Source organism: Pseudomonas sp. WS 5079, from assembly GCF_012985465.1.
Taxonomy (GTDB): Bacteria; Pseudomonadota; Gammaproteobacteria; order Pseudomonadales; family Pseudomonadaceae; genus Aquipseudomonas.
The window spans coordinates 131,074-151,095 of the sequence record NZ_JAAQWN010000002.1; the positions used below are offsets into that span (position 1 = coordinate 131,074).

A 20,022-nucleotide genomic window follows, 5' to 3' on the forward strand; every position below is an offset into this window, starting at 1 on the left:
TATCAGAGACGCAGGCGCCCGCCACGACTGCGTGCCGTGCCAAGGCCGTGAGGCAGCAGGCTGGAGCGGGTGTGGGCATGGCAAATGGCGATGGCCAGGGCGTCAGAAGCGTCGATCTGTGGCTTGGAGGTGAGTTTGAGCATATGCATGACCATCATCTGCACCTGCTCTTTATTCGCCGCGCCGGTGCCAACCACCGCCTGCTTGACCTGGGTCGCGGTGTATTCGGCGATTTCCATCCCCTCCTCCGCTCCGGCGACGATGGCGGCGCCGCGGGCCTGGCCCAGCTTGAGGGCCGAGTCGGCATTTTTGGCCATGAATACCTTTTCGATGCCCATGGTCACCGGCCCGTAGGTCTGGATCACTTCACGTACGCCGCGATAGACGATCTGCAAACGCTCGGCCAGCTCCCCGGCGCCGGTACGGATACATCCCGACGCCACGTAGATACAGCCACGCGGGGTCTGCTGCACCACGCCAAAGCCGGTGATGCGCGAACCGGGGTCGATACCTAGGATTAAAGTCATAACGCCTGCAGGTTGGGTAAACACATTTTTTGATACAGCGAAGATCCAATGTGGGAGCGGGCTTGCTCGCGAAAGCGGTGTTTCAGTCAACGCATGTACTGACTGACAAACCGCTTTCGCGAGCAAGCCCGCTCCCACATTATGGTCTACACCAGCCTTCAGACTAGCTGTGCGGCCACGTCTTCTGGAATGTCGGCGTTGGAGTAGACGTTCTGCACATCATCCAGGTCTTCAAGCATGTCCAGCATCTTGAGCACCTTCTGCGCGCCGTCCAGGTCCAGTTCGGCGCTGGTGGTCGGCAGCATGACGATTTCCGCGTCGGTGCCTTTGAAACCCGCCGCTTCCAGGGCGTTACGCACCGCGTAGAAGCCGGCAAACGAGGTGAATACGTCGATGGAGCCGTCTTCGTTGGTCACCACGTCGTCGGCATCCGCCTCCATCGCAGCTTCCATCAGCGCGTCTTCATCGGTGCCCGGCGCGAAGGTAATCTGGCCCTTGCGCTCGAACAGATAGGCTACCGAACCATCCGTACCCAGGTTGCCGCCACACTTGCTGAACGCATGGCGTACGGCCGCCGCGGTACGGTTGCGGTTGTCGGTCATGCACTCAACCATCACCGCAACGCCGCCCGGGCCGTAGCCTTCATAGGTCAGTTCGACCATATCGTCGGTATCGGCCGCACCGGCCCCACGGGCCACGGCGCGGTCGATGATGTCGCGGCTCATGTTGGCGCCCAGGGCCTTGTCCAGCGCCAGGCGCAGGCGTGGGTTGGAGCCAGGATCACCGCCGCCCTGGCGGGCAGCGACGGTCAGTTCGCGAATCCACTTGGTGAAGATCTTGCCTTTCTTGGCATCCTGACGCTCTTTGCGGTGCTTGATGTTCGCCCACTTGGAATGGCCAGCCATAACACAACTCCGAAATTCTCTAGAAACCTTTCAATCCCGCCCCAGGCGAGATTTCCCTCTTTTAAACGCAAAGGCGCATCCGAAGATGCGCCATTTTGACTGCGTACAACCTTATCGCGCTTTCACGCCGCAGCCTTACTCAGCCTTCGGCGCCTCGCGCAGACGAATGTGCAGCTCGCGCAGTGCCTTGGCATCCACCACGCCTGGAGCCTGGGTCATGACGTCCGCAGCACTCTGGGTTTTCGGGAAGGCAATCACTTCACGGATCGACTGGGCACCGGTCATCAGCATCACCAGGCGGTCAAGGCCGAAGGCCAGGCCGCCGTGGGGTGGAGCACCGTATTTCAGGGCGTCGAGCAGGAAGCCGAACTTCTCTTCCTGTTCCGCTTCGTTGATGCCCAGCAGGCGGAACACCGACTGCTGCATCTCTTTGCGGTGGATACGGATCGAACCGCCACCCAGCTCGGTGCCGTTGAGCACCATGTCGTAGGCACGGGACAGGGCGCCAGCCGGGTTGGCTTCCAGCTCCTGCGGCGTGCACTTGGGTGCGGTGAACGGGTGATGCAGGGCGCTGAAGCTGCCGTCGTCGTTCTCTTCGAACATCGGGAAGTCGACGACCCACATCGGTGCCCACTTGCAGGTCAGCAGGTCGAGGTCGTGGCCCAGCTTGATCCGCAGCGAGCCCAGGGCTTCGCTGACGATCTTGGCCTTGTCGGCGCCGAAGAACACGATATCGCCATCGACTGCGCCAACGCGATCGAGGATCACATTGAGCTTGTCTTCCGGGATGTTCTTGACGATTGGCGACTGCAGGCCTTCAACACCCTTGGCGCGCTCGTTGACCTTGATGTAAGCCAGGCCCTTGGCACCGTAGATGCCGACGAACTTGGTGTAGTCGTCGATCTGTTTGCGCGGCATGCTCGCCCCGCCTGGCACACGCAGTGCGGCAATGCGGCATTTCGGATCGTTGGCCGGGCCGCTGAATACCTTGAAGTCGACTTCCTTGAGCTGGTCGGCAACGTCGACCAGCTCCAGCGGGTTGCGCAGGTCTGGCTTGTCGGAACCGTAGCGGCGCATGGCTTCTTCGAAGGTCATGTGCGGGAACTCGCCGAATTCCAGGTCCAGCACTTCCTTGAACAGGTTGCGGATCATTTCTTCGGTCAGGCCCATGATCTCTTTTTCATCGAGGAAGCTGGTCTCGATGTCGATCTGGGTGAATTCCGGCTGGCGGTCGGCGCGCAGGTCTTCGTCGCGAAAGCACTTGGCGATCTGGTAGTAGCGGTCGAAGCCAGCGACCATCAGCAGTTGCTTGAACAACTGCGGCGATTGCGGCAAGGCGAAGAAGCTACCGGCGTGGGTACGACTTGGCACCAGGTAGTCACGTGCGCCTTCTGGCGTAGCACGGGTCAGGATCGGCGTCTCGACGTCGAGGAAGCCGTTCTCGTCGAGGAAGCGACGGATGCTGGTGGTCATGCGCGAGCGCAGGCGCAGCTTCTCGGCCATTTCCGGACGACGCAGGTCGAGGAAGCGATAACGCAGGCGGGTTTCTTCGCCAACGTCGGAGAACTCGTTGAGTGGGAACGGCGGGGTTTCCGACTCGTTAAGCACTTCCAGCTCGTAGCCCAGGACTTCGATCATGCCCGACGCCATGTTGGCGTTGGTGGCACCGGCCGGACGCAGGCGAACCTTGCCGGTGATTTTCACGACGTATTCGCTGCGCACGCGGTCAGCGGCGGCGAAGCTCTCGGCGCGATCCGGGTCGAATACCACCTGGGCCAGACCGTCACGATCACGGATATCGAGGAAAATCACCCCGCCATGGTCGCGGCGACGGTGAACCCATCCGCAAAGGGTGATTTCCTGACCTTCCAGGGTCTCGTTCAGTTGGCCGCAATAGTGGCTGCGCATCATGGTAGTGGTTTCACTTCTCGTAATTCGAAATTCGGTGGAGTTCCTGCTCGGACACCGCACCTATTAAGTCAGGCCACGGATAATGCAGGAGCTCGCGCGTAGAGTTCAACTCAGTCTGCTTTGTCGCCGCCCGCCAGATTCTTCTTGGCGCCGGTCTTGAAGTCCGTCTCGTACCAGCCGCTACCGCTCAGGCGAAAGCCCGGCATCGACAACATTTTTTTCAGCTCGGGCGCCTGGCAAGCAGGGCAATCGACCAACGGCGCGTCGCTGATCTTTTGAATGGCTTCCAACTGATGACCACAGGAAGCGCATTGGTAATCGTACATGGGCATGGAATATCTCGGCGATCACATCACTGCTGCGCCACGCTCCGTACCAGCCGGTATGCGCAGCAAAGGGCGAGATTATATCCGTTAAATCGAGGCTGTGCAGCCGTGGCAACGTGCAGCCCACTTAGACCAACACCTCTGCCCCCCTGATACGGGACAACCGGCCTACATCACGCCAGCCTGATCTGCGGCGCATACCTGCCCTTTCAACGCATGAACCACACAGACCACCCTGACCAGGCCGCTGAAATTCTTGACCCCGCCATAACGCAAGTGCACCTCGCGATCCACATAGGACAGCAGCGCACTGACCGAACAGGTATTGATCCTGGCTATTTCACCAAGAATGTTCCAATAGACTTCTTCAAGCCGCAGGCATGTCGAAAAACCATTCAACCGGACAGAACGTGATAATGGCCGGGCCAACGCCATATCGAACCCTTTGACGAAGGGATCGATCTTTGTCTTGTAGACCCCGGAAGTTTCCAGCACACCTTTACTCATACTACGCGACATACACTTGACACTCCCTTGCCAAACGGCTCTTGAATACACGGCTGTTATTGGCCGTTGAGCCTATAAAACATCAAGCAGGCAAGTGCAGCCAGAAGACGGAGAGTCGCGGCTCGTAGGACAAGCCAACGCATATATCAGGAAGCAATCAGGTGCAGCCAGCGGCGCCTGCCGGGCACCACTGGCCTGCAGGGCTTACTTGCCTTCGAGCAGCGAGCGCAGCATCCAGGCGGTTTTTTCGTGGATCTGCATGCGCTGGGTCAGCAGGTCCGCGGTCGGCTCGTCGCTGACTTTATCCAGCAACGGGAAGATCCCGCGTGCAGTGCGGGTAACCGCTTCCTGCCCATCGACAAGTTGCTTGATCATGTTTTCAGCGCTGGGTACGCCTTCTTCTTCCTTGATCGAAGACAGACGGGCATAGATAGAGTAAGCACCCGGCGCTGGAAAGCCCAGGGCACGAATACGTTCGGCAATGGAGTCAACTGCCAGCGCCAGTTCGTTATATTGCTCTTCAAACATCAAGTGCAATGTACGAAATTGCGGCCCGGTAACGTTCCAATGGAAGTTATGGGTTTTCAAATACAGTACATAGGTATCTGAAAGCAGCCGTGAAAGTCCGTCAACAATGGATTTACGATCTTCTTCACTGATACCGATATCGATTGCCATGTCTATTCCCTTCAATTGATGAATATTCATTGATCAGGTGCTTACCCACTCTAGCAAGAGTGCTCGCCTTGCGCAGCCCTGCCGCCGCACTCGGCCTGCGGCAAATCGCCCCTTTGCAACGCGCTCGACCACGAGCGGCAAGGCCTGGCGCGGTGAAAAACACCCGCACCTGTCTAGGACAAGGGTTTGCCGCATAAATGCCATGATCTTCGCAACGCCTTGAAACGCTTGATTTGAGAAGGCACAGGCTTTGCTGTTAAATAGGCAGCGTGTCGCCACCGCTATTTCCTGCGGCAAGCGGCATAGGCTGAATAATCGCGCACGTGTCCAACGCCTCCCATTGTTCAGAAGCGAACCGTGCCAGTCAGCTCTTCCTTCGTGATCCGTCTTAACGTGAGTTAATCAAAATGTTGAAAATCGTCCACCTGCTAACGGGCGCTGCAGCTTTGCTGCTGTCCTTTATCCCGAGCCTGCAACCAGAAAGCCTGCCGTACCTGCAACAACACGACGCGCTGTACCTGGCTCTGTTCGGCCTTCTCAACCTGACGCTGGCGCCAGTAATCCCCTACTGGAACAAAGGCACACGCCATCAACTGCAAAACCTGGTCAGCGCACTGCTGGTGCTGACTGTCGTCGTACAAACCCTCACCCTCCTGGCCCCCATGCCTGAAGTCGGTGGCCATCCAGCCATCCTGCTCAGCCTGGCCATTGCCGTAGTCGCTATCGTTCTTCACCTGGCCATCAGCTTCTACCGTTCGTCTGCCCCGGCCTCCTCGCAAAACTACGATATGACCAACCGGGATACCGGGACCGTCAAGTGGTTCAACACCTCCAAAGGCTTCGGTTTTATTTCCCGGGATTCGGGCGACGATATCTTCGTCCACTTCCGAGCCATTCGCGGCGAAGGCCATCGTGTCCTGGTGGAAGGCCAGCGCGTGGAGTTCTCCGTGATGAATCGTGACAAAGGCCTGCAAGCTGAAGACGTGATCGCCGCCCTGCCGCGTCGCTGATCCCAGAACAGGCCCGAAAAAAAACCGCGATGCAGTTGATACTGCATCGCGGTTTTTTATCGCCGGGAGTTTACCCGCCCCCTTAATAATGAGGCGGCGGCGCTTCTTCCTCGGAGGATTCGAACTGCCCGCCCATTTCTTCCTGACGCTTGAGTAAGGCCGTCATCTGCAATTGCAGGCGTTCTACCGCTCGTTGCTGGGCAACCAGGATGTCATTCAAGGTCTCGATGGTGTCGTCCTGGAAAGCCAGGCGGCTCTCAAGGTCCATCACGCGGTCTTGCAGGTCCATGGTTCAGTCCTGGGCAAAAGTGAATTCGGGCGGCAACAACTCGCGCAGGCGGGTACGAATCAGCGCGACCTGAGCGTCGGTATAAGGCACCGCCGGGTGCTTGCCCCAGACGGGGGCAGGCCAAGCCGCATCGTCGCGTTTGCGCACAATCACGTGCACATGCAGCTGGTTGACCACGTTACCCAGGGCGCCAATGTTCATTTTATCCGCGCCAAACCCGTCATTGAGCAGCTGCGCCAACGTCGTGGTTTCTTGCCACAGGCGGGACTGGTCGCCCGCGTCGAGCTGGAACACTTCGCTGATACCGGCAATGCGCGGCACCAGGATAAGCCAGAGGTAGTTAGAGTCATTGGACAGCAGCAGCCGGCACAGGGGGAATTCCCCGATGGGCAAGGTGTCGTTTTGCAGACGTGGATCCAAGGCGAACACCGCAGGCACTCCGTTCGGCTAGTCAGTTTCAGGCGCCCAGCATACCTGCGAATGGCGGCTGCTTCACGGGGCAATCCGCGCGCGCGCCATGGGCAATCGCGCGACCGGGCACCGACGCACCAAAATGAGTCTTTTATGCCCCGCATCGGGCAGGGCCTATCCGCCGATTACTCACCGTGCAGGGTGAACCGGTAACATTTCTGACAGAAACACATTTTTATCCGTTCGAAATCCCGCACAGCCGAGGCCCTGAATTCCAAAAAAAACCACGCAAAAGCCCCGTGCCCAGGCGATTTTCACAGACCCAGCACATTTTTCACGAAAAAATGACATCTGCCCGACAGTTTGAGCACGCTTGTTGCATTCACTCCCCTATCGTCGACAACGGCACCTGCCAGGAAGGCAGTGCTTCACGATAAAAACAACAGTGAGTCAATACAAAAACAGGAAGTTTTAAACTTTGAACAGGGTACTTTGCACCTCTGTCCAGGGTATTAAAAACAGTATTGAAGTTGTCAGTCTGGTTACAAGCAGACTGTAGATTTGCGACATGGATCTAGCAATTTACGACAGCCTCGTAAAGAAGCTGAAAGGACAGATGTGCAAGTATCGCCAATTATTGCCAGCGTGCTATAAGTTTGCGCTGTCACAAAAAAGAAAGAGCCGCCCAGACAAAAATATAGGTGGGACGGCAGTACTCTTCCTAAAACCAAAGGAGCAAATCACGATGCGCGTGATGAAGTGGAGCATGATCGCCCTCGCTGTTTCAGCAGGCACCTCACAGTTCGCAATGGCGTCCGCCCAAGACGATGCCAAGGGCTTTGTCGAAGACAGTACCTTCAGCATCAATACCCGCACCCTGTACTTCAGCCGAGACAACCGCAACAACAAGTCGGGCACAAGCTACACCCGGGAAACCGGCCTGGGCTTCAACGGTTTGTACCAGTCGGGCTTCACCCAGGGCACCATCGGTGTGGGTGTTGACGTTATCGGCCTGCTCGGCGTGAAACTGGACAGCGGCAGAGGCCGTAATGGCACTGGCTTGTTCCCGGAAGGTTCGGATGGCCGCTCAGAGGATGAATACTCCAAGGGCGGCGGCGCCATCAAGTTCCGCCTCTCCAATACCGTGCTGAAAGTCGGCGACCAGTACACCACCGCACCGGTATTCGCATCCGACGACAGTCGCTTGCTGCCAGAGCTGCCACAAGGTATCTCGATCGTCAGTAACGAGATCAAGGACCTCAAGCTGGAAGCCGGTCACTTCACTTCCAGCGTGGCCCAGGCGCAGACCTTCAAGGACAGTATCCTCGACTTCCCTGAAACCTCCCGAGGCATCAAGCAAGCCAATTTCGTAGGCGGCACCTACGGTTGGACGCCTGAGTTCACCACCAGCCTCTACTACTCGAAAGTCGAAGACTACTGGCGCAAATACTACGCCAACGTCAACTGGACCCACGCCCTGAGCGATGACCAGTCGGTGGCCGTAGACTTCAACATCTACGACACCAAGAGCGACGGTGCCGGCCTGCAACGCGCCTATAAAGACGACGTTACCAAACTCGACAACCGCGCGTTCAGCTTGCAGGGTGCCTACACCATCGGTGCACACACCTTCACCCTGGCGGCCCAGAAGGTTACCGGTGACGGCGACTACGGCTACGGCATCGACGGCGGCGGCACAGTGTTCCTGGCCAACTCCATTGCACGTTCCGACTTCAACGCCGAAGGCGAGAAATCCTTCAAGGCCCGTTACGACCTCGACATGGCCACCTTCGGTGTACCTGGCCTGAGCTTCCTGGCTGCGTACGTCACCGGTAGCGGCGCCAACACCGCCCTGACCTCGAACGGGAAAGAATGGGAACGCGATCTTGAAGCCAAGTACGTGATCCAGAGCGGCCCGGCCAAAGACCTGAGCCTGCGTATTCGCCAAGCGACTTATCGTTCGTCTGATGGCGTTTACTACGGTTCTTCGTCCATCGATGAACTGCGTCTGATTGCGCAATACCCGTTGAACATCTTGTAATCAAAGATGCCCGAGGGCTTCGGCCCTTAATGAAAAAGCCGCTCACTTTTAACCAGTGAGCGGCTTTTTTATTGCACTTTTATTTCTGCGACCTTGATAACTAGCAAGCTAACTATCAAGTTTATTATCGAGACAAAACCTGACTCTTCAGCCAAGTTAAATCCCTGCACCCGTTCTTATTTGGCAGGCGCTTCTTGCATCACGCGAATAACGCGCTGCGGGAACGGGATATCAATTCCGGCCGCTTTCAAACGGTCCCGCGCCAGTTCATTGAACATGAACATCACGTCCCAATAATCCGCAGTCTTGGTCCATACACGCAGGGAAACGGTGATCGAACTGTCGCCCAGGGTCGAAACCACTGCGACAGGCTCGGGATCCGCCAGAACCCGTGGATCCTTGGCCAATTCCAGCAGCACTTGACGGGCTTTCTGCAAATCGGCTTCGTAGTCGACACCCACGTCAAACACCACCTTGCGGGTTGGCTGGCGATTGGTGTTGGTGATGATGCCGTTGGACAAGATGCCGTTAGGCACAATGACCGTCTTGTTATCGCCGGTACGGATCACCGTGTGGAAGATCTGGATGCTATCGACGGTACCCGCCGTGCCCTGGGCTTCGATCCAGTCACCGATACGGAACGGGCGGAACAGCAGAATCAGCACGCCACCGGCAAAGTTGGCCAGGCTACCTTGCAACGCCAGGCCAATGGCCAGGGTCGCGGCACCGATCGCGGCGACAAACGAGGTGGTTTCGACTCCGATCATCGAGGCTACGCTGACGATCAGCATCACCTTGAGCACGATGTTCGCAAGGCTAGTCACAAAGCCCTGCAACGCCAGGTCCGCATTGCGCAGGGCCAGCAGGCGCCCTACCTTGTGGGTCAGCTTGTTGATCAGCCACCAGCCAATGGCCAGGGTCAATACCGCCAGCAATACGCGGCTGCCGTATTCCATGATCATCGGGACCCAGGCTTGGGAAGCCTTGATCAATTGATCCACTTCAGCGTTCAAATCCATCTAGATTCTCCTGTCTAGCACTGCAAATAAAGGTCGCCACAGCAATTGAGCCCCGAAGGGCTCAATCGTTTCTGCAGGTTCTGGGGCGTGGGACGTCGAAAAGCCCCGCGGGTTCCCCAAAACCGGATCAGTCGCGGAAGTTATTGAACTGCAGCGGCATATCGAAGGTCTTGGCGCGCAGGGCGGCAATCGCCTCCTGCAAGTCGTCGCGCTTCTTGCCAGTGATACGCACCTGCTCGCCCTGGATTGCGGCCTGGACCTTGAGCTTGGCATCCTTGACGTGAGCGACGATCTTCTTCGCCAGCTCCTTGTCGATACCTTCCTTGAGCACGGCCTCCTGCTTCATCAACTTGCCCGACGCATAGGCATCCTTGACTTCAAGGCATTGCACGTCGATTTTGCGCTTGACCAGGGCCAGCTTGAGGATCTCGATCATCGCTTCGAGCTGGAAATCGGCTTCAGCGGTCAGGTTGACCGTCAGTTCCTTTTCCTTGAACTCGAAGCTGCCCTTGCCTTTCAAGTCATAACGACGGTCCAGCTCCTTGACGGCGTTCTCGACGGCGTTGGTGACTTCGTGCTTGTCCAGTTCAGATACCACGTCGAACGACGGCATGTAGTTTCTCCAATAAAAAAGGGGCGCGGCTCAGTAGAGATGGAGCACGCCTGGCTTGCGGGTAAAATGCCGGGGCATTATAACGACTCTTTACCCTGAGCTGCTTGGCTCACCCAGCGGCTTACGGAGCAAAATTGATGTCCACCACCTGGCATGTCCTCGGCGCAGGCAGTCTCGGCACATTATGGGCCACACGCCTGGCCCGCGCAGGCCTGCCCGTTACGCTGATCCTGCGAGACCAGGCGCGCCTGGCCCGCTACCGGGCAGCGCCGGGGCTGACCCTGGTCGAGCAAGGGCATGCCCAGACTTATCCGGTGACGGCACAAACATCCGACAGCCCCGAGCCGATTGATCGCCTACTGGTCGCGTGTAAAGCCTACGACGCACCTGGTGCCGTCGCTCAGTTGGCCCAACGCCTGACACCCAACGCCGAGGTGATCCTGCTGCAGAACGGCCTGGGCAGCCAGGACGCGGTTGCCGCGCAACTGCCCCAGGCGCGTTGCATCTTCGCTTCCAGCACCGAGGGTGCGTTTCGCCAGAACGATGGCAGCGTAGTGTTCGCCGGCCATGGCTTTACCTGGCTGGGTGACGCCACCCATCCCACGGCGCCGCTGTGGCTGGACGACTTGCAAGCCGCCGGCATTCCCCACCAGTGGAGCACCGATATCCTCACGCGCCTGTGGCGAAAACTGGCACTCAACTGTGCGATCAATCCTCTGACTGTGCTCTATCAATGCCGCAATGGCGGACTACAGGCGCATCAATGCGAAGTATCGACCTTGTGCGCCGAACTCGCCGAGCTGCTGGAGTGCTGCGGCCAGCCGGCGGCAGCCCAGGATTTGCAAACCGAAGTGGAGCGGGTGATCCAGGCGACGGCGGCGAACTTCTCGTCGATGTACCAGGATGTGGCCAACGGGCGGCGCACCGAGATCAGCTATCTGCTCGGCCATGCCTGCCAGGCGGCCTTGCGCCATCGCCTGAGCTTGCCACACCTGCAACAACTGCAGGTGCGCCTGGCCGGTTACCTGGACGCACGCGGATTGCCCCGCGACTGAGGCACGCGCTACCCTGCCGACTTGATCCTTGCCTGCGAACAACCTGATGCCACTGCGCCAGCGTCTCGAAAATCTCCCCGTTGGGCAGAAACTGCTGGCGGCCCTGCTGGTACTGCTGACCACCGTGCTGCTGGTGGCCAACCTGACCTTTATCAGCGCCGCCTACTGGATCTCCCAGGAAAGCATGGCCCCGCAAGCCTTGCAGGCTATTGGCCGGCTGGTCTCCAACCCGGCCCTCGCCGCGCAAGCCCTGGATTCTCCCGCCAAGGCCGACGCCCTGCTCAACGAGCTGACCAGCTATTCGCCACTACGGGCGGCGGCCCTGTATGACGGTGAAGGCAGTCGCCTGGCGCAGCTACAACACGGCGACCGCCTGCAACTGCCGGCACACTACCGCGACATCGAAGCCTGGCGGGTCACCGAATTTCGCAGCAATCAAATCATCACCCTGCCCCGCCCCGGCTTGCCCTCGGGGCATTTGCTGCTGGTGGCCAGTAGCGAACTGCCGGTCGCCTTCTACACCGGCACCCTGACCGCCAGCCTCGGCATCCTGATTTTCAGCATCCTGCTGTGGCTGGTGATCGCCCGACAGATCAAGCGCCTGATTACCCGGCCCATCCATGAGCTGGAAGAATTGTCGCGCCAGGTCACCCGCGAGGAGAACTACGCCCTGCGGGCCGGGCGCGGCAACCATGACGAAATCGGCAGCCTGGCCGAAGCGTTCAATACCATGCTGTCACGCATCGAAGCCCGCGAGCAGCAGCTCAAGCGTGCGCGGGACGACTCCCAGGCCGCCTATGACCAGGCCCAGGGCCTGGCCGAGGAAACACGGCATACCAACCGCAAGCTGGAGCTGGAAGTCCAGGTGCGCAGCAAAATCGAGAAAAAACTCACCGGTTTCCAGAATTATCTGAACAGCATCATCGACTCCATGCCATCTGCCTTGATCGCCCTGGACGAGCAGCTCTACGTCACCCAATGGAACCAGGAAGCCAGTGCCCTGTCCGGCACACGCCTGGGCGAAGCCCTGAACCAGCCGATCTTCCTTGCCTTCGAGCCGCTCAAGCCCTACCTGCCGCAGCTCAAGGCCGCGGTGGAACAGCACACGGTGGAGCGCATCGAGCGTGTCACCTGGATCAAGGACGACGAGCCCAAGCACTATGCCCTGACCTTTTACCCGCTGATGGGCGGCGCCGGGCGCGGGGTGGTGATCCGCATCGATGACATCACCCAGCGTCTGTCCCTGGAAGAGATGATGGTGCAGTCGGAAAAAATGCTGTCGGTCGGCGGGCTGGCAGCGGGCATGGCCCACGAGATCAACAACCCCCTGGGGGCGATCCTGCATAACGTGCAAAACATCCGGCGGCGGCTGTCGGCGGACCTCCCGAAAAACCAGGAGCACGCCGAGCAGGTGGGCGTGGAACTGGAGACGGTCAACCGCTACCTGCAAAGCCGCGAAGTACCGCAACTGCTCGACGGCATCCAGCAAGCCGGGGCCCGTGCGGCAAAAATCGTCACCCATATGCTCAGTTTCAGCCGCCGCAGTAACCGCCAGATGGCACCTTGCGACCTGCCAGCGTTGATCGACCAAGCGGTAGAAATTGCCGGTAACGACTTCGACCTGGCCATCGGCTTCGACTTCAAGGGCCAGGCAATCATCCGCCAGTTCGATCCTTTGCTGGGCCCGGTGCCTGGCACCGCCAACGAGCTGGAGCAGGTGCTGCTCAACCTGCTGAAAAACGCCGCCCAGGCCATCCACCTGCGCGAAGACGACAGCGAGCCGGGGCGTATCATCCTGCGCACCCGGCTCAACCCACCATGGGCCGAGATCCAGGTGGAGGACAATGGCATCGGCATGAGTGAGAACGTGCGCAAGCGTACCTTCGAGCCCTTCTTCACCACCAAGGAAATCGGCCAGGGCACGGGGCTCGGCCTGTCGGTCTCGTACTTCATCATCACCAACAATCACAAGGGCCAGATGGAGGTTCACTCCACCCTGGGCCAGGGCACCTGTTTCACCTTGCGCCTGCCGTTGGCCGGCAGCCAGCTTGCCCCCCACGAACTGACTCAACTGGAGCACTGACCATGGGCTTTCGCCTGTCGAAAATTTACACCCGTACCGGCGACAAAGGCGAAACCGGCCTGGGTGACGGCCGCCGCGTGCCCAAGGATCACCCCCGGGTGGAGGCGATCGGAGAGGTGGACAGCCTCAACAGCCAATTGGGCCTGCTGCTGGCCGGGCTTGAGGAGCAAAGCGGCCAGCATCCGGCGTTGAAGGATGTGATCGAGGTACTGACACCCTGCCAGCATCGACTGTTTGACCTGGGTGGCGAATTGGCGATGCCGGTCTATAAGGCGCTCAATGCGGGCGAGGTGGACCGGCTGGAAGCGGCGATTGATCGCTGGAATGAAGAAGTGGGGCCGTTGGAAAACTTCATCCTGCCCGGTGGTTCGGCGCTGATTGCCCAGGCCCATGTGTGCCGTAGCCTGGCCCGCAGCGCCGAGCGGCGCTGCCAGCAATTGAATGCACTGGAGCCGTTGGAGGGGGTAGGTTTGGCGTACATCAACCGGCTATCGGATTTGCTGTTTGTGGCAGCAAGGGTGATTGCCAGGCGGCAAGGGGTTGCGGAGGTTTTGTGGCAGGCGGCGGCTAAGCCGCACTGAGGTTATTGCTGGATTTTGTATTGCTTGAGCGGGCCTCATCGCGGGCAAGCCCGCTCCCACATTTTGATTTGTGAATACATTTCAATGTGGGAGCTGGCTTGCCTGCGATGGGGCCAGCACTGACGACTCACACCTCAGGCCAGAACGCCCGAATCCCCGCAACACCCTGCGCCCCGCTCTCCCAGGCCTTCTCCCGCTCGTCAGGCCCGACCCCACCCAACAGAAACACGGGCTTGCTGAAGCCTTTGATCAACTGCGCCGCCTGCTCCCAACCCAACGGCTGTGCATCAGGGTGAGTCTGGGTCGGCTGCACCGGCGACAGGGTGACGAAGTCCACGTCCATCAATTCGGCCAATGCCAGTTCTTCGGCATTGTGGCAAGACGCCGCCAACCAGCGGTCCTTGGGCAACGGCCGGCCTTTGCTGGCGTATTTGCGCAGTTGCGCCGAAGTCATGTGCCATCCCGCCGCAGGGAAGTCGCCGAGCCATTCGAATGGCCCCTTGAGCATCAACTGCGCCTTGCCGGCACACAATCCCACTGCATCCACCGCCAGGTCGCGGTACTTGGGGTCGTAGCCATTGGGCGCGCGCAACTGAATCAGCTTGGTGCCACCGGCAATGGCTTTCTGGATACCGCGCAACAGCACCGGGGTTTCCAGTTCGCCTGGGGTGATCAGGTAGTCGGCGGGCAGGCGGGCAGCAGCGACGATTGGTGCGTTGGCCGCTGGAAACTCGTAGCTCTGCAAGTCCCGTGGCGCCACCCATTCAAGAGGCTGCCCTTCTGCGCCATGGGGCTCGCCGGTAAACGCCGAAACCTCCCAGACATCCAGCAGCACCTGCTTGTCCGGGTAATCATGCTGAACCTGGATCAACGGCCGTGCGGTAGTGACCTGGATACCCAGTTCCTCCTGCAGCTCTCGGCCCAGTGCGGCAAAAACCGATTCATCGGCCTCCACCTTGCCTCCTGGAAACTCCCATAGGCCGCCCTGGTGCTGGGTGTCTGCACGACGCGCGAGCAAAATCCGGCCATCGGTACCGCGAATGACTGCGGCTGCTACATGAACTCGTTTCACGGTATTAAGTCCTCTAAGCCGGCGCCTGCCGGGGCATTGCCAATGCCCCGAACAGGTATCAGGTGCGGTATTCGGCGTTGATCTTCACGTACTCGTGGGACAGGTCGGTGGTCCAGATCGTTTCGCTGCACTCACCGCGCCCCAGTTCGATACGGATGGTGATTTCTTCCTGTTGCATCACCGCCGAGCCCTGGGCTTCGGTGTAGGTTTGGGCACGGGCGCCACGGCTGGCGATGCACACATCGCCGAGGAACACGTCGATCTTGCTCACATCCAGGTTCGGCACGCCGGCACGGCCAACCGCGGCGAGGATCCGGCCCCAGTTCGGGTCGGACGCAAACAGCGCGGTCTTGATCAGCGGCGAGTGGGCCACGGTGTAGCCGACATCCAGGCATTCCTGGTGATTGCCGCCGCCGTTGACTTCAACGGTGACGAACTTGGTCGCGCCTTCGCCGTCACGCACGATGGCCTGGGCCACTTCCATGCACACTTCAAATACTGCCTGCTTCAACGCCGCGAACAGCGGGCCGTTGGACGAGGTGATTTGCGGCAGGTTGGCTTTGCCGGTGGCAATCAACATGCAGCAGTCGTTGGTCGAGGTATCGCCGTCGATGGTGATGCGGTTGAATGACTTGTTGGCGCCATCGAGCATCAGGTTTTGCAGCACGTCACGGGAGACGTTGGCGTCGGTGGCGATGTAGCCGAGCATGGTCGCCATGTTCGGGCGGATCATGCCCGCGCCTTTGCTGATGCCGGTCACGGTGACGGTCACGCCTTCATGCACGAACTGGCGGCTGGCGCCCTTGGGCAAGGTGTCGGTGGTCATGATCCCGGTGGCCGCTGCCGCCCAGTTATCCACGGACAGGTCGTCCAGCGCGGCTTGCAATGCGCCTTCGATTTTTTCCACGGGCAACGGCTCGCCGATCACCCCGGTGGAGTACGGCAGTACCTGGCTGGCGTCCACGCCGGTCAACTCCGCCAGCTTGGCGCAGGTGCGCGCAGCCGCAGCCAGGCCAGGCTCGCCGGTGCCGGCGTTGGCATTGCCGGTGTTGGTCAACAGGTAGCGCACCGGGCCTTCGACACGTTGCTTGGCGAGGATCACGGGCGCCGCGCAAAACGCGTTCAGGGTGAACACGCCGGCGATGGTCGAACCTTCGGCACAGCGCATCACTACCACGTCCTTGCGCCCGGGGCGCTTGATACCGGCCGAAGCGATACCGAGTTCAAAACCGGCAACCGGGTGCAACGTGGGCAAAGGACCAAGACCAACAGCCATGAATGCGCTCCTTAACGATGTGATGTCTGCACCGTCGTCGTCGACGGTGATTAAATGGCAAAACGCCGCGACGGCTGATGCCGGTCGCGGCGCGGGGTATTGCAGCTTCAGGCAAAAATCTTAACTGATTTCGCCGTGGCAGTGTTTGAACTTCTTGCCCGAACCGCACCAGCACGGCTCGTTGCGGCCCAACTTCTGCTCATTGCGTACCGGCGCCTGGGCCAGGGCCACATCGACCTCTTCGCCCAACACTTGCGGCGACTCAAGGCCTGGTGCTTCGTCATGCTGGAACTGCATGCGCGCGGCAAGGGCTTCGGCTTCCTGACGCAGACGGGCTTCTTCCTCGATCGGGTCTTCGCGACGCACCTGAACATGGGACAGCACACGAATCGAATCGCGCTTGATCGAATCCAGCAACTCGGAGAACAGCGTGAACGACTCGCGCTTGTACTCCTGCTTCGGGTTCTTCTGCGCGTAGCCACGCAGGTGGATACCGTGACGCAGGTGGTCCATGGTCGACAAGTGGTCTTTCCACAGGTCGTCCAGCACGCGCAGAACGATTTGCTTCTCGAAAGTGCGCAGTGCTTCGGCGCTGGCTTGCTCTTCTTTCTCGTTGTACGCGGCCAGCAGTTCGGCCATCAGTTTTTCGCGCAGGGTTTCTTCGTACAGGTGGTCGTCTTCGTCGAGCCATTGCTGGACCGGCAGATCGACACCGAAGTCGCTCTTCAACGCCGCTTCCAGGCCGGCAACATCCCACTGTTCAGGCAGGGACTGTGGCGGGATATGGGCGCTGACGGTGGCGTTGAGCACGTCCTGACGGAAGTCGGCGATGGTTTCGCCAATGTTGTCGGCGGCCAGCAACGTGTTACGCATGTGATAAATCACTTTACGCTGTTCGTTGTTGACGTCATCGAACTCCAGCAGTTGCTTACGAATGTCGAAGTTGCGGCCTTCGACCTTGCGCTGGGCCTTTTCGATGGCGTTGGTCACCATGCGGTGCTCGATCGCTTCACCGGACTGCATGCCCAGGGCCTTCATGAAGTTCTTCACCCGATCCGAGGCGAAGATACGCATCAGGCTGTCTTCCAGGGACAGATAGAAGCGGCTGGAACCGGCGTCGCCCTGGCGACCGGCACGGCCACGCAGCTGGTTGTCGATACGGCGCGACTCATGGCGCTCGGACGCGATCACCTGCAAACCACCGGATTCCAGCACCGCCTGGTGGCGTTTCTGCCAGTCGGCCTTGATCTGGGCGATCTGCTCAGGGGTCGGGTTGTCCAGGGAAGCCACTTCCACTTCCCAGTTGCCGCCCAACAGAATGTCGGTACCACGACCGGCCATGTTGGTGGCGATGGTCAGTGCGCCCGGGCGACCGGCCTGGGCAATGATCTCGGCTTCTTTTTCGTGGAACTTGGCGTTGAGGACCTTGTGCTCGATACCTTCCTTGTTGAGCAGGCTCGACATGTGCTCGGAAGTTTCGATAGTCGCAGTACCCACCAGGACCGGACGGCCTTGGGTCATGCACTCCTTGATATCGGCGACGATGGCCGCGTATTTCTCGTCAGCGGTCAGGAACACCAGGTCGTTGTAGTCTTTACGCGCCAGCGGTTTGTTCGGCGGGATGACCATCACCGACAGACCGTAGATCTGATGGAATTCGAACGCTTCGGTATCAGCGGTACCGGTCATGCCGGACAGCTTGTTGTACAGGCGGAAGTAGTTCTGGAAGGTGGTCGAGGCCAATGTCTGGCTCTCGGCCTGGATATTGAGCACTTCCTTGGCTTCGATGGCCTGGTGCAGGCCTTCGGACAAACGACGACCGGGCATGGTACGGCCGGTGTGTTCGTCGACCAGTACCACCTGGCCGTCCTGGACGATGTATTCAACGTTGCGGTGGAACAGCTTGTGGGCGCGCAGGCCGGCATACACGTGGGTCAGCAGGCCCAGGTTGTGTGCCGAGTACAGGCTTTCGCCTTCCGCCAGCAGGCCGATCTGGGTCAGCATCTCTTCGACGAACTGGTGACCGGCTTCGTTGAGCTCGACCTGGCGGGTCTTCTCGTCGATGGAGTAATGACCTTCTTTGGTCACCACGCCTTCCACTTCCTCGATATGTTGCTCAAGGCGCGGGATCAGCTTGTTGATCTCGGTGTACAGGCGCGAGCTGTCCTCGGCCTGGCCGGAGATGATCAGCGGGGTACGGGCTTCGTCGATGAGGATGGAGTCGACTTCGTCGATCACGGCAAAGTTGAGTTCGCGCTGGAATTTTTCTTCCATGCTGAACGCCATGTTGTCGCGCAGGTAGTCGAAACCGAATTCGTTGTTGGTGCCGTAGGTGATGTCGGCGGCGTAGGCGGCGCGCTTCTCTTCCGGCGGCTGGAACGGCGTTACCACGCCGACGGTCAGGCCGAGGAATTCATACAGCGGGCGCATCCAGTTGGCGTCCCGGCGGGCCAGGTAGTCGTTCACCGTCACAACGTGCACGCCCTTGCCGGACAGTGCGTTGAGGTAAACACCCAGGGTTGCTACCAGGGTCTTGCCTTCACCGGTACGCATTTCGGCGATCATGCCTTCATGCAGGGTCATGCCGCCGATCAACTGGACGTCGAAGTGGCGCATGCCCATCACCCGCTTACCGGCTTCGCGGGCGACCGCAAAGGCTTCGGGCAGCAGTTTGTCGAGGGTTTCACCTTTGGCTATGCGGGCCTTGAACTCTTCGGTCTTGGCGCGCAATTGCTCGTCCGACAAAGCAACCATCTGCTCTTCGAAGGCATTGACCAGCTGCACCGTCTTGAGCATGCGTTTGACTTCGCGCTCATTCTTGCTTCCAAAAAGTTTCTTTAACAAAGGCGCAAACATATCGGCAGGTTCTTCCACACATTAGGGATGAAGGGGCGCCCCGTAAGTCGCCCGAGCAGCCCTCACGGCCGCATGCGAACGAGCATTCTACCCGGAAACGAGGGTGAGGAAAGTGGCGTTGTTCCACGATGCAGACACAGCGTTACGGGAGGGCTTGTTTAAAATAAGGGCTTTTTGCTGAACTTCAACCCATTCGAGCGAGAAGTTACTTATTGATTTAATGGATAAACTGCTGACAAAGCAATGACCAAGGTGCCGCACACGCTTTCTGCTACCATGGCCGCTCTGTTACCTAAGGTGTCTAGATCATGGCATTTCGCCCTCTTACGGCCCGTGCTCCCGCCGTGTTGCTGCGCGAAGCCAAGCCGTTAAAAGCCATCTTTGGCCATGCGCAACGCCTGGGCCACCTGCAACGCCTCCTGGAAACCCAACTGCAACCTGCGGCCCGCGAGCACTGTCATGTGGCGTCATGGCGTGAAGGCACGCTACTGCTGATCGTCACCGATGGGCATTGGGCGACCCGCCTGCGTTACCAGCAAAAACGCTTGCAGCGCCAGTTACAGGCGTTTGATGTGTTTGCCAGCCTGCTGCGCATTCAGTTCAAGGTCCAGCCACCGACCGTACAGCAAGGTGCGGTGGGGCATACCATGGATTTGTCGGTGAATGCCGCCGAAACCATCCAGGCGACGGCGGACGGGATTAGCGATCCAAAGCTGCGTGCGGCGCTGGAGCGGCTGGCCAGTCATGGCAAGCCCAAGGCCTGAAACTGCACAACCTCATGTAGGAGCGAGCTTGCTCGCGATTGCGGCGTGCCAGCCGGCACATGTATCGACTGATACACCGCAATCGCGGGCAAGCCCGC

Annotated in this window: 19 protein-coding genes; 6 read left to right on the forward strand and 13 right to left on the reverse strand. The window is 59.4% G+C overall.

Annotated elements, in window-relative coordinates; translation table 11 throughout:
* Window positions 1–2 precede the first annotated feature (2 nt).
* From ruvC to HBO05_RS05115, 6 genes are all read right to left on the reverse strand, one after another.
* On the reverse strand, window positions 3–527 hold the full coding sequence (gene ruvC, locus HBO05_RS05090; RefSeq protein ID WP_005790910.1) for a crossover junction endodeoxyribonuclease RuvC: 525 nt from the start codon (window positions 525–527) through the stop codon (window positions 3–5).
* 158 nt (window positions 528–685) lie between these two features.
* Window positions 686–1,432 (reverse strand): YebC/PmpR family DNA-binding transcriptional regulator, encoded by a 747-nt coding sequence (locus HBO05_RS05095; RefSeq protein WP_038442836.1) that lies wholly within the window; start codon window positions 1,430–1,432, stop codon window positions 686–688.
* A gap of 135 nt (window positions 1,433–1,567) precedes the next feature.
* Entirely contained in the window at window positions 1,568–3,343 is a 1,776-nt protein-coding gene (gene aspS / locus HBO05_RS05100) for an aspartate--tRNA ligase (RefSeq protein WP_172311943.1), read from the reverse strand.
* Window positions 3,344–3,453: 110 nt separating this feature from the next.
* Complete coding sequence (locus HBO05_RS05105; RefSeq protein WP_057441377.1) at window positions 3,454–3,675, reverse strand: zinc ribbon domain-containing protein; 222 nt, start codon at window positions 3,673–3,675, stop codon at window positions 3,454–3,456.
* Between the two features lie 162 nt (window positions 3,676–3,837).
* Complete coding sequence (locus tag HBO05_RS05110; RefSeq protein ID WP_169954664.1) at window positions 3,838–4,188, reverse strand: ribbon-helix-helix domain-containing protein; 351 nt, start codon at window positions 4,186–4,188, stop codon at window positions 3,838–3,840.
* 192 nt (window positions 4,189–4,380) lie between these two features.
* The gene (locus tag HBO05_RS05115) at window positions 4,381–4,854 is read right to left on the reverse strand and encodes a Dps family protein (RefSeq protein WP_029300319.1); all 474 of its coding nucleotides are present in this window, start codon (window positions 4,852–4,854) and stop codon (window positions 4,381–4,383) included.
* A gap of 407 nt (window positions 4,855–5,261) precedes the next feature.
* Between HBO05_RS05115 and HBO05_RS29435 the strand changes: the two genes are divergently transcribed.
* Window positions 5,262–5,864: a cold-shock protein gene (locus HBO05_RS29435; protein WP_169954663.1), complete on the forward strand. Its 603-nt coding sequence runs from the start codon at window positions 5,262–5,264 to the stop codon at window positions 5,862–5,864.
* 82 nt (window positions 5,865–5,946) lie between these two features.
* Here the strand turns inward: HBO05_RS29435 and HBO05_RS05125 are convergent, their stop codons facing one another.
* Window positions 5,947–6,153: a SlyX family protein gene (locus HBO05_RS05125; protein ID WP_057441383.1), complete on the reverse strand. Its 207-nt coding sequence runs from the start codon at window positions 6,151–6,153 to the stop codon at window positions 5,947–5,949.
* 3 nt (window positions 6,154–6,156) lie between these two features.
* Window positions 6,157–6,582, reverse strand: coding sequence for an HIT domain-containing protein (locus HBO05_RS05130; protein WP_172311945.1), 426 nt, complete (start codon window positions 6,580–6,582; stop codon window positions 6,157–6,159).
* A gap of 727 nt (window positions 6,583–7,309) precedes the next feature.
* Here HBO05_RS05130 and HBO05_RS05135 point away from each other — a divergent pair.
* Complete coding sequence (locus HBO05_RS05135) at window positions 7,310–8,605, forward strand: OprD family porin (protein WP_169954661.1); 1,296 nt, start codon at window positions 7,310–7,312, stop codon at window positions 8,603–8,605.
* A 176-nt stretch (window positions 8,606–8,781) separates the two neighbouring features.
* On the opposite strand, the gene HBO05_RS05140 is transcribed toward HBO05_RS05135, so the two are convergent.
* Both HBO05_RS05140 and HBO05_RS05145 read right to left on the reverse strand, forming a co-directional pair.
* On the reverse strand, window positions 8,782–9,624 hold the full coding sequence (locus tag HBO05_RS05140; protein WP_170041896.1) for a mechanosensitive ion channel family protein: 843 nt from the start codon (window positions 9,622–9,624) through the stop codon (window positions 8,782–8,784).
* Window positions 9,625–9,751: 127 nt separating this feature from the next.
* Window positions 9,752–10,237, reverse strand: a complete 486-nt coding sequence (locus HBO05_RS05145) for a YajQ family cyclic di-GMP-binding protein (protein WP_007933288.1) — start codon at window positions 10,235–10,237, stop codon at window positions 9,752–9,754.
* A gap of 137 nt (window positions 10,238–10,374) precedes the next feature.
* Between HBO05_RS05145 and HBO05_RS05150 the strand changes: the two genes are divergently transcribed.
* Genes HBO05_RS05150 through HBO05_RS05160 form a run of 3 tightly spaced genes read left to right on the forward strand, consistent with a single transcriptional unit; the run spans window position 10,375 to window position 13,956 of the window.
* A complete protein-coding gene (locus tag HBO05_RS05150) occupies window positions 10,375–11,292 on the forward strand; it encodes a putative 2-dehydropantoate 2-reductase (protein ID WP_169954659.1) in 918 nt (305 codons plus the stop codon).
* Between the two features lie 46 nt (window positions 11,293–11,338).
* Entirely contained in the window at window positions 11,339–13,375 is a 2,037-nt protein-coding gene (locus HBO05_RS05155; protein ID WP_169954703.1) for an ATP-binding protein, read from the forward strand.
* 2 nt (window positions 13,376–13,377) lie between these two features.
* Complete coding sequence (locus HBO05_RS05160) at window positions 13,378–13,956, forward strand: cob(I)yrinic acid a,c-diamide adenosyltransferase (protein ID WP_169954658.1); 579 nt, start codon at window positions 13,378–13,380, stop codon at window positions 13,954–13,956.
* A 127-nt stretch (window positions 13,957–14,083) separates the two neighbouring features.
* Here HBO05_RS05160 and HBO05_RS05165 read toward each other — a convergent pair whose 3' ends face one another.
* The 3 genes from HBO05_RS05165 to secA all read right to left on the reverse strand — a co-directional run bounded on the left by HBO05_RS05165 (window position 14,084) and on the right by secA (window position 19,160).
* On the reverse strand, window positions 14,084–15,028 hold the full coding sequence (locus HBO05_RS05165; protein ID WP_170041893.1) for a Nudix family hydrolase: 945 nt from the start codon (window positions 15,026–15,028) through the stop codon (window positions 14,084–14,086).
* A 58-nt stretch (window positions 15,029–15,086) separates the two neighbouring features.
* Window positions 15,087–16,304 (reverse strand): bifunctional glutamate N-acetyltransferase/amino-acid acetyltransferase ArgJ, encoded by a 1,218-nt coding sequence (argJ, locus tag HBO05_RS05170; RefSeq protein ID WP_169954656.1) that lies wholly within the window; start codon window positions 16,302–16,304, stop codon window positions 15,087–15,089.
* A gap of 120 nt (window positions 16,305–16,424) precedes the next feature.
* Entirely contained in the window at window positions 16,425–19,160 is a 2,736-nt protein-coding gene (gene secA / locus HBO05_RS05175; protein ID WP_172311947.1) for a preprotein translocase subunit SecA, read from the reverse strand.
* 308 nt (window positions 19,161–19,468) lie between these two features.
* Between secA and HBO05_RS05180 the strand changes: the two genes are divergently transcribed.
* Entirely contained in the window at window positions 19,469–19,924 is a 456-nt protein-coding gene (locus HBO05_RS05180; RefSeq protein WP_169954654.1) for a DciA family protein, read from the forward strand.
* The last annotated feature ends 98 nt before the right edge of the window (window positions 19,925–20,022 follow it).

Coding starts and splice junctions, on each gene's coding strand:
- HBO05_RS29435 (WP_169954663.1), top strand. CDS start 5,262: ATGTTGAAAATCGTCCACCTGCTAACGGGCGCTGCAGCTTTGCTGCTG.
- HBO05_RS05105 (WP_057441377.1), bottom strand. CDS start 3,675: ATGCCCATGTACGATTACCAATGCGCTTCCTGTGGTCATCAGTTGGAA.
- secA (WP_172311947.1), bottom strand. CDS start 19,160: ATGTTTGCGCCTTTGTTAAAGAAACTTTTTGGAAGCAAGAATGAGCGC.
- HBO05_RS05115 (WP_029300319.1), bottom strand. CDS start 4,854: ATGGCAATCGATATCGGTATCAGTGAAGAAGATCGTAAATCCATTGTT.
- HBO05_RS05110 (WP_169954664.1), bottom strand. CDS start 4,188: ATGTCGCGTAGTATGAGTAAAGGTGTGCTGGAAACTTCCGGGGTCTAC.
- aspS (WP_172311943.1), bottom strand. CDS start 3,343: ATGATGCGCAGCCACTATTGCGGCCAACTGAACGAGACCCTGGAAGGT.
- ruvC (WP_005790910.1), bottom strand. CDS start 527: ATGACTTTAATCCTAGGTATCGACCCCGGTTCGCGCATCACCGGCTTT.
- HBO05_RS05140 (WP_170041896.1), bottom strand. CDS start 9,624: ATGGATTTGAACGCTGAAGTGGATCAATTGATCAAGGCTTCCCAAGCC.
- HBO05_RS05125 (WP_057441383.1), bottom strand. CDS start 6,153: ATGGACCTGCAAGACCGCGTGATGGACCTTGAGAGCCGCCTGGCTTTC.
- HBO05_RS05150 (WP_169954659.1), top strand. CDS start 10,375: ATGTCCACCACCTGGCATGTCCTCGGCGCAGGCAGTCTCGGCACATTA.
- HBO05_RS05155 (WP_169954703.1), top strand. CDS start 11,339: ATGCCACTGCGCCAGCGTCTCGAAAATCTCCCCGTTGGGCAGAAACTG.
- HBO05_RS05135 (WP_169954661.1), top strand. CDS start 7,310: ATGCGCGTGATGAAGTGGAGCATGATCGCCCTCGCTGTTTCAGCAGGC.
- argJ (WP_169954656.1), bottom strand. CDS start 16,304: ATGGCTGTTGGTCTTGGTCCTTTGCCCACGTTGCACCCGGTTGCCGGT.
- HBO05_RS05180 (WP_169954654.1), top strand. CDS start 19,469: ATGGCATTTCGCCCTCTTACGGCCCGTGCTCCCGCCGTGTTGCTGCGC.
- HBO05_RS05145 (WP_007933288.1), bottom strand. CDS start 10,237: ATGCCGTCGTTCGACGTGGTATCTGAACTGGACAAGCACGAAGTCACC.
- HBO05_RS05095 (WP_038442836.1), bottom strand. CDS start 1,432: ATGGCTGGCCATTCCAAGTGGGCGAACATCAAGCACCGCAAAGAGCGT.
- HBO05_RS05160 (WP_169954658.1), top strand. CDS start 13,378: ATGGGCTTTCGCCTGTCGAAAATTTACACCCGTACCGGCGACAAAGGC.